The organism is Paenibacillus sp. FSL H3-0321 (assembly GCF_038002865.1).
GTDB lineage: Bacteria > Bacillota > Bacilli > Paenibacillales > Paenibacillaceae > Paenibacillus_AQ.
Window position 1 is genome coordinate 1,736,693 of record NZ_JBBODH010000001.1, and the last position, 13,114, is coordinate 1,749,806.

Annotated in this window: 10 protein-coding genes; 3 read left to right on the forward strand and 7 right to left on the reverse strand. The window is 48.7% G+C overall.

All coding sequences use genetic code 11. The features are described 5' to 3' along the window. Positions 1–247: 247 nt before the first annotated feature. From MHI45_RS07735 to MHI45_RS07745, 3 genes are read left to right on the forward strand one after another with little or no spacing between them, the layout of a single operon-like run. Positions 248–2,035 (forward strand): sensor histidine kinase, encoded by a 1,788-nt coding sequence (locus MHI45_RS07735; RefSeq protein ID WP_076108868.1) that lies wholly within the window; start codon positions 248–250, stop codon positions 2,033–2,035. After that, positions 2,036–3,286 (forward strand): response regulator, encoded by a 1,251-nt coding sequence (locus MHI45_RS07740; protein WP_076108867.1) that lies wholly within the window; start codon positions 2,036–2,038, stop codon positions 3,284–3,286. It abuts the gene before it with no gap. A 17-nt stretch (positions 3,287–3,303) separates the two neighbouring features. Beyond that, positions 3,304–4,602 (forward strand): ABC transporter substrate-binding protein, encoded by a 1,299-nt coding sequence (locus tag MHI45_RS07745; protein ID WP_076108866.1) that lies wholly within the window; start codon positions 3,304–3,306, stop codon positions 4,600–4,602. A 95-nt stretch (positions 4,603–4,697) separates the two neighbouring features. On the opposite strand, the gene MHI45_RS07750 is transcribed toward MHI45_RS07745, so the two are convergent. The 7 genes from MHI45_RS07750 to MHI45_RS07780 form a co-directional block, all read right to left on the reverse strand. Then, positions 4,698–6,293 carry an ABC transporter substrate-binding protein gene (locus MHI45_RS07750; RefSeq protein ID WP_076108865.1) on the reverse strand — a complete coding sequence of 532 codons (1,596 nt, stop codon included), beginning with the start codon at positions 6,291–6,293 and terminating at the stop codon, positions 4,698–4,700. Between the two features lie 99 nt (positions 6,294–6,392). After that, entirely contained in the window at positions 6,393–7,358 is a 966-nt protein-coding gene (locus tag MHI45_RS07755; RefSeq protein ID WP_083675436.1) for a carbohydrate ABC transporter permease, read from the reverse strand. A gap of 49 nt (positions 7,359–7,407) precedes the next feature. After that, complete coding sequence (locus MHI45_RS07760) at positions 7,408–8,385, reverse strand: ABC transporter permease (protein ID WP_038594959.1); 978 nt, start codon at positions 8,383–8,385, stop codon at positions 7,408–7,410. A gap of 289 nt (positions 8,386–8,674) precedes the next feature. Then, positions 8,675–9,457, reverse strand: a complete 783-nt coding sequence (locus MHI45_RS07765; protein WP_076108864.1) for a response regulator transcription factor — start codon at positions 9,455–9,457, stop codon at positions 8,675–8,677. Continuing rightward, a complete protein-coding gene (locus MHI45_RS07770; protein ID WP_076108863.1) occupies positions 9,435–11,285 on the reverse strand; it encodes a cache domain-containing sensor histidine kinase in 1,851 nt (616 codons plus the stop codon). Before MHI45_RS07770 ends, MHI45_RS07765 begins: the two co-directional genes overlap by 23 nt. A 27-nt stretch (positions 11,286–11,312) precedes the next feature. Beyond that, positions 11,313–12,140 carry a carbohydrate ABC transporter permease gene (locus tag MHI45_RS07775; RefSeq protein ID WP_038594962.1) on the reverse strand — a complete coding sequence of 276 codons (828 nt, stop codon included), beginning with the start codon at positions 12,138–12,140 and terminating at the stop codon, positions 11,313–11,315. Continuing rightward, positions 12,140–13,024: a carbohydrate ABC transporter permease gene (locus MHI45_RS07780; RefSeq protein WP_341118941.1), complete on the reverse strand. Its 885-nt coding sequence runs from the start codon at positions 13,022–13,024 to the stop codon at positions 12,140–12,142. Before MHI45_RS07780 ends, MHI45_RS07775 begins: the two co-directional genes overlap by 1 nt. Between the last annotated feature and the right edge of the window lie 90 nt (positions 13,025–13,114).

Sequence of the window (13,114 nt, forward strand, 5' to 3'; positions counted from 1 at the left end):
AAACGCATGACGCCCCGAAAGGACGGCAGGCAAAATTTTGCCACATGCTTTTTACAAAACATAGTATTAGACGCAGTAAGCCCTTAAAAGTTTCATTAAATGTAAAGAAAGATCAAAATCCATTTTCAACCTGTAAAAATATGATTTTTTTATAAAAAAACCGAGGTTGCTGCGTTTTGTTATATTCTCCTTTATTTACCTTTGCTACAATGATTGCATTATAGAATCAACGCAGCAGGTGATGCCTTTGTCCAAGAAAAGTTCGATTCTGACCCAACTGATTTCCGGCTTCTCGCTTATCATTATCGCCATTGTTGCTGTCACCATTTTTTGGTCCTACCGCTCCTCCTCAGAAGCTGTACAGAGCCGCTCCAATCAGTACCTTCTGGAATCGGTCAAGCAGCTTCAGGGCAAGATGGACGCCATCCTGCTGGACCATGACAGATTATCCTCCACGATTATGCTCAGTCCTGTCATCCAGAATAACCTTAAAGATGTCGCAGGCAACCGCAGACCGCGGACAGATGGACGGGAAATTAACCATTTCATTGACCAGCATACGCGTTCCATTAATTACGACGTGCAGCTTAAGCTTTTCAGTCTATACGATAGACAGGTTTACTCCAATACCAGCTCACTTAAGGTGCTTTGGGAGCGGGAACAGGAAATTCACAGCGCCTACTGGTATCCGGCAATCGGAGAGAACCGGGGGAAGATGGTCTGGTTCGGCGCCGATGTCTGGCAGAACGGCAACATTCCGGTACTGATGGGCGCACGCCAAATCATTAACTATGATGATCTGCAGCCGCTGGGAACCCTGTTCCTTGTTCTTCCAGTAGCAGTTATAGACAATGCGGTCAACCAGTTTCAGCTCGGCCCCCACGAGAAGATTCAGATCTCCGATTCATTCAATACCATCGTCTATTCGACTGATCCGAAGGACATCGGGATGTACATGGACAGCGGAATGGTCGAGAAATTCAGCAGCGGGAAAGCGCAAGTCATCCAGCAGAAAGTAGCCTCACGGAATATGTTTATCTCGTACGCCCACTCTGCCTACAACCAGTGGAGTGTCTATGCCTATATAGATGCTAAGGAAGCGGTTAAAGATTTGAACACCATCCGGCGGAATATCCTGCTTATCGGCTTGTTCGGCATCGCAGCTGCCTTGCTCTTCACTTTCTTTTTTTCATGGACGCTGTCGAGGCCCATCCGAATCCTGGCTTTCAAGCTGAATAAGGTAGAACGGGGAACGACGCTGCCGCTTTTGAAAAGAACGATGAACAAGGAAATGGATATTCTCTATTCAAGCTATAATTCCATGCTTCAGAACCTGGATCATACCATCGCCGATCTTGCAGATAAGCGGATCAGTGAGAAGCAGGCGCAGATCGTAGCCCTTAAGGCACAATTCCGGCCTCATTTTCTCTACAACACATTGAACACCATCTATTGGTCTCTGGCCGGCAAACGGCTGCGTGAAGAAGCACAGATGGTGCTGGCGTTAAGCGATCTGCTCCGCTACAGCATCGACCGGGGATCTGAATTCGTCACGGTCGAGGAAGACCTGCAGCAGCTTGACCGCTTTATTTATCTGCAGAAATTGCGTTATGAAGAGAAGCTCCGGGTTGAGCTCACCGTGATTCCAGAGGTCAGGCTTTGCCAGATTATGAAGCTTACCCTTCAGCCTCTAATTGAGAATGCCATCACCCATGGCCTGGAGCCTGCAGTCCGCGATTATTGGCTGATACGGGTGCTGGTCTACAGTGAAGGCTCGTCTTTAGTCATTACCGTAGAAGACAATGGAGAAGGAATGACCGGGGAGCGGATGATAGAAGCGCTCTCCACAGAGAATAACAGCCCGGTAAATCTGCTGCATACCGGGATCGGGCTCTCCAATCTGCATAACCGCATTAAATTGATTTATGGCCAGGAGTATGGTCTCAAGCTGTCAGAAAGTGAATTGGGCGGTCTGCTTGTCAGGGTGACTGTTCCACTGCAATATGATCAGGACCACAAAGGGGGAAGCACGTAAATGCATGTGCTAATCGTCGATGATGAAAGTTTTGTCCGCCGCTCCTTGTTAGAGCTGCTGGAAAGCGAGGATTCACCCTCCAGCAAGGTAAGCTCGGCAGAAAACGGAATTGAAGCTGTCCGCATCTTGCAGGAGCATGCGGTTGATCTCGTGATCTCGGATATCCGCATGCCGGGAATGGATGGCTTGGAGCTCGCCAGACATATTCACGAAGGTTATCCCGATACTGAGACGGTACTCTTAACCGGCTACCAGGATTTCACATACGCCCGTCAGGCGATCCGCTATGGGGTAAGAGAGTATCTTGTGAAACCAAATTCGGTAGAAAGCATTCTGGGCGTTGTATCGGCAACATCTGAACGGCTGCAGCTAAAGAAGCAGCAGGAACAGCTGCAGCTGCTGCGTAATAAGCACTTGCAGAAAAAGCTGCTGTCCGACCTGCTTTACGGACTGCCGCTGCCTTTTTTTGAAACTAATCTCCTCCCCTCCTTCCATTCGCTGGTTGTCGTCACAATATCGCTCCGCGGGAATGCCCTCCCGCAAAGCTGGTCAGAGCAGGCGATGTATTCAGCAGCAATCAATATACTCGAGGAGTTGTTCAACCAGCATACCTACACGGTTGGGATTCAGGATGAGCAGGAAGCGATCTTCCTGCTGTTCTATGCACAGGAATCCGAAGATCTTGAGAACATGAATGAAGCGTTGGCTCTGAAAGGGCTGGAGAAGCTGAAGAACCTGCTGAAATATTCATTTGGGGCTGGAATATCCAAGTTTCACCGGACGCTGGAAGAAATTGCACCTGCTTACCGTGAGAGCCTCGAAGCCTTGCGGCAGGTTAAGAAAGAGAATGCCTCACCTGATATTTCCCGCAGCGACGGCAGCCGGAGCTCATCTTCCGCACAGTTGGAGGAACAGCTGCAGGTAAAAGCCAAACGCAGAATCATCTCCCTGATGACCGAGGCGATGAGATCAAGACTGCAGGAGAATCTCACCCTGAAGATGATTGCTGATGAGCTTTACATGAATCCCACCTACCTGGGCCGCATTTTTAAGGAGGATATGGGTGAATGCTTCTCCAGCTTCCTGACCCGGCTCCGCATCCAGAAAGCAACAGAGCTGCTGGAAGATGTCACCTTGAAGGTTTATGAAGTCAGCGATCTTGTCGGATTCAGAGACCCTGCCTATTTCAGCCTTATCTTCAAAAAAACAATGGGTGTGACGCCACAGGATTACCAGAAGCACAATAAATAAAGTTGAGGTGGGACTTCTTGTCTGCAAACCCTATAACACCGGCCTTCAAACTGCCGGCCTTCCTTCTGGCCTTGGGACTGCTTGTATCTACCGGAGGATGCCGCATCGCATCCGAGCAGGAAGGTTTTGTTGAGCCGGACCCGCCGGTTGAGCTGAATATTTGGCTTATACCGGGATCGGGTCTGGAGCCGCTGATCGGACAATATCAGGCGCTGCATCCGGAGCTTGATATACATATCCAGATATCTACCTTCACCCAGCTCCCCCTCAAGCTGCAGACTTCATTTGCTGCGGGCTACAGCTCCCCGGATATTGCTTCTATTGATATCAGCTACCTGGATCAGTTTAAGCAATTTCCCGAATATTTCTATGATTTGAGTCAATATGGTGCAGCAGAGCTGGAGAAGCAGTTTCTGGCGTGGAAGTGGCAGGAAGCACTGAATGGAACTTTTATCTACGGCCTGCCAACGGATATTGGCCCCTACGCCCTGTTATACCGTCAGGATATTTTTTCGATTGCCGGACTTCCGAACACAGCGGAGGCAGTGGCTGAGAGAATTGGAACCTGGGAGCAATTTATTGAGACAGGCAAAATCATCAAAGAAAAGACGGGTAAAGCCTTCGTCAACAATCTGGAGGATCTGTATCTGGCCATTCAGCGCCAATCTCCGCTGCAATATTACAGTCCTTCCGGAGAATTGCTGGTTGAGGACAACCCGCAGATTAAGCGGGCCTGGGAGTATGCGATCGAGGCTCACCGGCTTGATCTTTCTGCACATACAGCCATAGATACGCAGCAGTGGGGAATAGAGCTGCTAACCGGGGATTTTGCCGTTATGCTCTGCCCGGCCTGGATGGTCGGACATATCAAGAGTAGCGCGCCCACGGCCAGCGGCCTGTGGAATATGACGCTGATTCCAGGAAATAGCGCCAACCGGGGAGGCTCTGTGCTGACCTTGCCGAAGAGCGGCAAACATCCCGAAGAAGCCTTCGCTCTGATTAAGTGGCTGACCTCCCCCCAGCAACAGCTTGCCGTCTTCAAAGCGCAGGGAAATTTCCCTTCGACACCGGAAATTTATGAAGCGCCGGAGATTAAGGATCAGCTTGATCCTTATTTCGGCAACGCCCAGCCGGGGCTGATCTATTCCGAGTCCGCCTTGCGCATCAAGCCAACCTATTACGGCCCGCACCATACCGCAATTGAAGAAAACATGCTGGAATTCCTGACCCGTGTCGAGCTTCGTGAGCTTGACCCTGACACTGCCTGGACCTATGCTGTCCAGAATGCGAAGAAGATTGATGCCGGGTTCCGCTAGCAGCTCCCGGACCGGCAAAGAGGCTTTCTCCAGCGGAATCAAACTGCCGGAGAAAGCCTCTTATAGTGTAAATCCAACTGATCCGTAACAGTATTTTATTTCTGCGCTGCTAAAAAGGCATCCAGCTGGTTCTGCTTCTCGGCAATAATCTTTTCGACTCCCGCCTTCTTCAGCTTCTCGGCATATTTCGTCAGTACGGTATCCGGGTCAACGGAGCCGGTATCCAGGCTGGTATCGAACTCATCCATAACCGCTTTGCAGGCAGCTACCTCTGTCTTCATCTGTGAAGCATCAAAGTTGAAGCCAAGCGCCACAGTGGACTTTCCCTGGGAATTGAAAGCCTTAAACTGCTCCCATTTGTCAGGAGCTTCGCTTTCCCAGACGGGATTCAGGAATTGGCTGCCCAGCATCCAGGCGGCAGCTGTATTATAGTCACCGGATTTAGCCGATGCCTTGATCGTATCTCCGCTGACGACATCATAATGAACACCCTTTACTCCGAAAACCAGCAAATTGTTGATCTCTTTATCCGTGTGCAGGAGGTTCAGCACCATCATGGCCCGGGCCGGGTCGCCGGACGAGGCCGAGATAGCCAGCATGGACCCGGCAGCATCGCTTGTGGAAATCGTCGGCTCATTGAAGGCAATCTGCTTCAACTTGCCTACCAGACCCGTAGCATTTGCAAGTTCGCTGTCTTTTCCCGGTTTAAGCGATTGCACAGTCATAAAGACATTGCCTGCTTTCATCGCATCCTGGGTTGAGGTCGTAGCAATCGCTGCATCGGCATTGATGTACCCTTTCTTCATGTATTCGCGGGTGAGCTTGACAATCTCCTTGTAGCGGTCAAGTTCAATCATCGAAGTAATCTTGGTATCCTGGCTATCCTTCAGCAGGATGCCGGGAATCGCTGCATCGCCGAGTGTATCATACTGTGCCATGTACTGAGAATTGAACGTTTCTCCCTGTTTAAAATAAAGCGGAGTAATATCCGGTCTCTTATCTTTGACTACCTTAAGTACAGCATCCAGATCCTGAATGGATTTCACATTCGCCATATCAATTCCAAGATCATCCGCAATATCCGACCGGTAGACTATCCCTCCCTGTGCTGCCAACTCCTTATTTGTAGGAACCGCATAGTTCACACCGTTGATCGCTGAACCCTTAAGGAACTGCGGATCAAGGGTATCCAGTATGCCTTGGCCGTAATCCTTCAGCAGATTGCCACTCTGTCCACCATCATCATTCAGCGGAAGGTAAGCACCCTTGGCAGCGTTGGTAACATAATATCTCCATTGCGCCGTAAAGATCAGATCGAATTTCTCCTGGCTGGCAATCTTGAGATTCGTCTCACTGTCCCATTGCCCCCAGTCAATCGGAGCAATGTCCAGCTTCGCATTAATCTTCGGCTCCAGAATCTTGTTGATGGCTTCCTCTACCATCACTTCATCCTTTTGCGGAGCGCCAACATAAATTAACTTCACAATGTAAGGCTTAAGCTCCTTTGCCGGGTCCGCCGTCGGATCAGCGCTAGCCTCCGTCTTGACAGCGCTTGCATTTTCAGCAGGCTTCTGGGACGCCGAATCTTTATTGGCGTTGTTGCCGTTATTCCCCCCACAACCAGATAAACCAAGTGTGAAAACAACCATGAGCATTAACAGTACTATGGAGCCTTTTCGCGCAACCTTCATCTGAAACATAACCTCCCCAATTATTTTGTTTATGCTGGACCGGCCGCTTTAACGGCAGTGCCGGAAATCGGCCGGGTAAAACCGGAACAAGTTGCAGGGTCAGCCCTTGACGGCACCAACGGTAAGCCCTTGGATGAAATACTTCTGGAAGAAGGAGTAGACGAACACGATCGGGCCAATCCCTATAACAGCCATTGCCATCCGCACCGTTTCTGTAGGCAGCTTAATCTCTACACCCTGTGCTGCGAGCGCCGCCATTGCCTGCGGGCTTGCCGTCAGAAACTGCACGTTCAGCATTGTTTTATACATGAGGTACTGCAGATTGACATGTCCATCCGGAGATATAAAGATCAGACTGAGATACCAGTCATTCCAATAGGCCAAAGTCTGAAACAGCCCCACTGTAGCAAGGACAGGCAACGACAATGGCAGGATGATCCGGATAAATATCCGCAATTCGGAAGCGCCGTCAATTTTAGCTGATTCAATTAGTGCCGGTGGTATCGTGTTCGCAAAGAACGTTCGAAGCAGCATGACAAAGAATGCAGAAACCAGCAGCGGCATAATCAGGATCCACAACGTATCCTTGAGATGTACCATCCGTGTATAGACCAGATACCATGGCACCAGCCCCCCGTTAAACAGCATCGTGAAAAACATGAAGAAGGCGAAGAAATTTTTGTGCGGAAAATCGCTTCTTGAAATTGGATAAGCATACAGCGCCATAATAAGCAGGCTCAAAATCGTTCCAGCCACTGTAACGAATAAAGAAACCGCTGCTGCATCAAGAATCTGCTTGTAATCCTTCAATAGGAACTCATAGGATGATGTATCCCATTGCTTCGGGAAGAAGCTGTATCCATTACGGAGGACGGCGTCCTCATTCGAGAACGATACAATGATGACCAGCAGGAGCGGTATGATACAGAGTGCTGAGTAGATCCAGAAGAATATATTTATGAGCAGGTTGGAGATCCCGGAGATCTCATTGGGCTTTTTTTGCCGTTTCAAGGCTTTGCCGGGCCTAAGAATTAACCCGTCTGCCGTTTCCGTTTTTACACTCATGCTCCCCACCTCTTAATATTGTTATAAAACTGCATAGCCGAAGGCCGCCTCAGAACAAGGCATCGTCTTTACTGATCCGCCGCACCGCGAGGTTAGACAGGTAGATCAGTGTAAAACCTACCACCGATTGCACAAGGCCGGCAGCGGATGACATCCCGATATCTCCAATGGCCAGGAAGGTCTGATACACATATGTGTCGATAACCTGAGTCGTGGAATAGAGTGCGCCTGCATTCCGCGTAACCTGGAAGAAAAGTCCGAAATCCGCGTTGAAAATCCTCCCGATCTGCAGCAGCGTCATGACAATGATCACCGGACTGATCAGCGGAATCGTAATTTTGCGGATCTGCTGCCATTTCGAAGCTCCGTCAATAAGTGCAGCCTCGTAATATTCGTGGTCGATTCCGATAATGGCGGCCATATATATGACCGTCGTATAGCCTATTTCCTTCCATATCTTCACCACTACGAGAATAATCGGCCAATATTGCGACTGAGAATACCATTCAATCGGCTTAAGGCCGAGAAAAGGCAGCACCGTCTGATTGATGAATCCATGCTCATTGCTCAGAAAGCCGTACACCAGATAGCTGACCACTACCCAGGACAGAAAGTACGGAAGAAACATTGCACTCTGATGAAACTTTGACAGCAGCCTGTTGCGCATTTCGTTAAACATAATGGCAAAGGCGACTGAAATCACCAGTGTCAGCACGATAAAGGCTGTATTGTACAGCAGCGTATTTCTTGTAATGATCCATGCCGTTTCTGTAGAGAACAAATATTTGAAATTGGAAAAACCAACCCAATCACTGCCCCAAATCCCTTTTTGATAATTGACATCCTTAAAGGCGATCAGCGTCCCGAACATCGGAATGTAGTTGTTAATGACCAGAACCACAATCGCCGGAAGCATCATCACGTAGAACACCCAATATTTCCTCATGACCCGCCATATCGAAGGTTTTATGGTCCTGCCGGCATTGTTAGCTTTGGATAAGCTGACGGAAGGATTACTCGCGCTCATGGTTTCTTTCCTCCATTTCCTATCATCCTTTGAAGCCTCTATTCCCCTTGCAATCCCTCTCTGTTTCCGCACCCCCCTGCCCTTTAATTAAAACATATGGATTTTTATGGGAGTATAAGGCACAGCTTAGATTTCTATGAGAAAAGCAACTACATACAGAAATTAAAACAAAAAAGACGATTAGCCTTGACGTTCAAGGTTAATCGCCTTTTATAGTATTATTTGCAGTGCCGGTTGTTCTCTTCCGTTACGTACGTTCAGACCTTACATTACCATGACAGCAAAATAGTTACACTTCCCGGTACTGATCACGGTATTCCTTGGGGGACATTCCTGTCTGCTTCTGAAACACTTTGGTAAAATAACGCCGCTCCTGATAGCCTACACCAGAGCTAATCGCCGTGATGCTCTTGTCGCTGCTCGCCAGCATGAACTTGGCGGCTTCAATCCGCTGCTGGGTCACATATTCCACAAAGGTCATCGCAAAGCGATTCTTGAACAACAGGCAGAAGTAGCTGCCGCTGATACCTATCTTGTTCGCGACTTCTTCTATGCCCAGATCATAATGCAGCCGCTCCGAAATATACTGTGCTGCCAGATTCATCAGCTGATCCGGTGTTTTTTTGACGGAATCGTCGGCTGCTGGCACTTCCTGAAACAGCGGAATGCTGTTGTACAGCTTATCCTTGTACTGCCTGCTGCGGATTTGCGTACCGATCTCCCGCACCTTGTTGCCAAGCTCCTCATAATGAATCGGCTTGCAGATATATTCCTTTACACCAAGTCGTATGGCTTCCCGGGCGTAATCAAATTCCTGGTAGCCGCTGAGCAGCAGTACCTCGCTCTCCAGACCCATCTCCCGCAGCTTGCCGATGAACGTCAAGCCGTCCATCACCGGCATGCGGATATCACATAGCACAAGGTCCGGCGCGTTCTCCTCGGCAATCCGTAATGCTTCCATGCCGCTGCGGGCCATACCGGCAACCTCCATCCCCATTTCCTGCCATGGCAGCACCCTGTTGAGATTGTTCAGAATGGGAGCTTCGTCGTCAACCAATAATACTTTTAGCATAATGATCTTCCCCCTGCCCGTATTTAGGTATGACGCATTGGATGATTGTTCCTTCACCCGGGCTGGCACAGATGAATATCCCGTATCGGTCGCCGTATTCAATCCGGATACGGTCGGCCACACTGCGCACCCCAAGACCACGCCGCTCCGGATGAATGCCATGCTCCTGGTTCTGTCCCGCCTGCTCCGCAGATTCATGGACCATATACTGGAACATCGAGAGCTGGGCCGGTGTCATCCCGATTCCGTTATCCTCAATCTGCAGGATCAAGTTGCCGCGGTCTTCCCAGCCCTTTACAGTCACCTTGCCCTTGTAGCCGATCCCCTCAAACCCGTGCTGGATACTGTTCTCCACCAGCGGCTGCAGTGTCAGCTTGAGGATACCGCAGCCCATAAGCCCTTCCTGGATGTCTATTTCATAATCAAATACATCCTCGAATCGGAATTTCTGGATATCGAGATAATTACGCAGGTGGGTGACTTCTTCTTCCAATGTGATTTCATCCCGGTCCTGAATGCTGATCCGCAGAATGCTGGCTAGCCGGTAGACCATCTCGCTAACCTTGCGGCCTTCATTCTGTACAGCAAGCACATTGATCGACTCCAGCGTGTTGAACAGGAAATGCGGCTTGATCTGTGCCTGCAGAACCCGCATCTCAGCCTGATTCTTCCGTCTTTGCTCCAGATGGATCCGATTAAACAAGCCGTTGATTTTATCCATCAAATCGTTAAAGCCTTTGGCAAGCAATGTCATCTCGTCATTGCCCTTCTCCTCAACCCTTGTAGTAAGATCGCCATCCTCCACGCGTCGCATAAAGCGGACAATAACAGCAATCCCGCCCGTTATCCGGTTCATAAAGAACAAATTAAAGATGACGGCAGCCAGGAAGCAGAGGAAGATAACCCCGACGAACCAGCGGGCGAACACTGTAACCTCCCGTGACAATGAACCCCATGAGGTTATAGAAACGAGGCTCCAGGGATATTCCTTCAAATGATATACGGACAGAATACTTTTCTCCCCGTCGAACTGGGTTTTGAAGCTTTGAAAACCTTCCTTGAAGGTAATATTTTTCGCCGTAAACGACTGGAAATCCTGTCCGTCCAGCTTGCGGTCTGGATCCAGCAGAATCATTCCGTCATCGTTCACCAGCATGAAAGAGACCTTTTGGTTACTGTCTCCAATCTTCAAATTCCGGAATATGGATTCGAACTCCCAGTTCTTGATCTGCACGACCAGAATGCCGATGTTCTCAAAAAAGCTAAGCTCCTTCACTAGCCGGATCTGTGTGAACACCGCTTCTGTTCCTGTCAGTTCCGGATATTCATGCGGTGCCAGCCATTTCGGCACACCATTGAGCTTCATGACCTCCTGATAGAGAGCACTTCCTTTGAATTTATCGTAAGGGAGTGTGCGGAAATTTTCCTTGTTGAATACCGATACGATCTCCGAGCTGCCTTTACCGTTAAAATTGTACAGAAAGGCATAGCTGATCGAAGGATGATTATACAGCAGACTACGGAAATTGCGCTGGCTGGCATTCAGGCTCAGCTGCTCAGCATCAGTCAGGTCCTGTTTTGACGGATCATCCGCGCTGAGCGCCATATGAAACACCGAGGTAGCAATTCCGTTGTCTGTCACGTTGTTCATATCCTTAAAGACGTTGGAGATGCTGTAGCTGATCGCTTTAAGTGAATACTCGGACTGCTGGCTGTATTTCTTCTCAATTGAATTATAAGTAACGAAGAACATAATCATGCCAAGAATAAACAAGGGGATGATAATCAGGCCCAAAAATGCCGTAAATAATTTATAGCGCAAATTCATCGGCAGTGCTCCTGACTGTGAATAAGGTTATCCTTTTACGCTGCCTGCCGTTACGCCTTCAATAATTTTCTCCTGCAAAATGGCGTAAATAATAATGACCGGCAGCACACTGTAGACAATGCCTGCAGACATTTGCGCATAATTCATCTGATACTGATCGCGGAATTGGACCATTCCCACCGGAAGTGTGCGCAGCTCGTCATTCGAAAGAAAATAGTTAGCCAGCAAAAATTCATTCCAATTTCCCAGGAAATTAACAATGAATACTGTAACCATGGCGGGAACCGTCAGAGGTACAATAATTCTAGCAAAGATACCGGGAGCCTTCAAGCCGTCCATAACTGCCGCTTCTTCAATTTCACTGGGCAACGAACGCATAAATGCGGCCAAAATAATAATCGTAAACGGTATTGCATTGGCAATATAAGGGATGATCAATGCCCAATGTGTATTCAGAATGTGCAGTTTGCGCACAATCGTATAAATCGGCAGCATCAGCGCATTGTTAGGAATAAGCATTCCGACCAGTACAAGCGAGAACAGGATACCGTTCCATTTGCCCTGCCGCATCCGTGTGACTGCAAAGGCAAACATCGACGCCAGCAAAATGGAGACGACAGAAGCCAGCACAGAAATGTACAAGCTGTTAAAGAAGTAGGTGCTAATCTTGGCGTTGACCCAGGCCTCCACATAGTTAGAGAAGGCAAATTCCTTCGGAATACCGAATGGATTCAGGGCGATCGCGTTGTTGTCTTTTTTTACTGAAGAGAACAGGACGAACAGGAAAGGAAAAAGAATAACAAGCAGATACGACAACAGCACTACATGCGGCAGACTCTTTTTCAGGCGTGGCATCAGTATTCAATCCTTTCATTGCGCCGGGCAAACAGCAGATGATACAGCGCCGTAACCACAAGCGTGAATACAAAGATCAGGACTGCGATGGAATTGCCGTAGCCATACTTAAAGTTGGTGATCGCATATTTTATCATATAAGTCGCCATGACCTCGGTCGATCCAGCCGGACCGCCTTTCGTCATCACGATGACGATATCCGCAGCCTTCATTGCACCGGCGATGGAGAGCATAATAACTACGGAAATGATCGGCACAATCAGCGGCAGTGTGATGCGTGTGGCACGCTGAAAGCCGGTAGCGCCGTCAATGGCCGCAGCTTCATCCAGTTCACTAGGAATGGATAGAATAGCCGCCAGCACCATAACAATGTAGAATCCGGTCCACTGCCAGGCATTCGTGATCAGAATGGACAGCATGGCAAACCGCTCATCCGACAGCCAGTACACCGGCTCAATGCCAACGAGACCAATCAGCTTATTAAAGAGGCCGATATTGGGCTCATAAATAAATCCCCAGAGAATGCCGATTACCGCAGTAGACATAATAGAAGGCATAAATACGGCTGTCTTGTAGAGTCCTTTCAGTTTCTTAACGTTGGCAATCAATAGCGAAAAGAAAACGATCAGGGGAACCTGCACACACACGGAGAACAGGATAAACCAGCCGTTATTCTTCACCGAAACCCAGAAGCGTTCATCTCCAAGCGCTTTTTTGAAGTTAGTGAGGCCGGTAAATTTAACCGTATCTGATACTCCATTCCAACTGGTGAAGCTATAGTAAAGTGAGCTGAAGATCGGATATATAAAGAACATGAAGAACAATACAAGTGCAGGAATAACAAACAGGATAAAAACCAATGGATTTCTGAGTGATTTATTCATGACTACCTCCGATTGCTTAGACTATCTGGGAGCGATTAGGGCAGATTTTAAAAATGCACCCTGGAGCAAGCACCAGGGTACATAGAATTT

Bases quoted from the DNA above. Each gene is read 5' to 3' on its own strand.
- MHI45_RS07755 (WP_083675436.1), bottom strand. From the start codon at position 7,358: ATGAGTGTAAAAACGGAAACGGCAGACGGGTTAATTCTTAGGCCCGGC.
- MHI45_RS07770 (WP_076108863.1), bottom strand. From the start codon at position 11,285: ATGAATTTGCGCTATAAATTATTTACGGCATTTTTGGGCCTGATTATC.
- MHI45_RS07750 (WP_076108865.1), bottom strand. From the start codon at position 6,293: ATGAAGGTTGCGCGAAAAGGCTCCATAGTACTGTTAATGCTCATGGTT.
- MHI45_RS07780 (WP_341118941.1), bottom strand. From the start codon at position 13,024: ATGAATAAATCACTCAGAAATCCATTGGTTTTTATCCTGTTTGTTATT.
- MHI45_RS07765 (WP_076108864.1), bottom strand. From the start codon at position 9,457: ATGCTAAAAGTATTATTGGTTGACGACGAAGCTCCCATTCTGAACAAT.
- MHI45_RS07775 (WP_038594962.1), bottom strand. From the start codon at position 12,140: ATGCCACGCCTGAAAAAGAGTCTGCCGCATGTAGTGCTGTTGTCGTAT.
- MHI45_RS07740 (WP_076108867.1), top strand. From the start codon at position 2,036: ATGCATGTGCTAATCGTCGATGATGAAAGTTTTGTCCGCCGCTCCTTG.
- MHI45_RS07760 (WP_038594959.1), bottom strand. From the start codon at position 8,385: ATGAGCGCGAGTAATCCTTCCGTCAGCTTATCCAAAGCTAACAATGCC.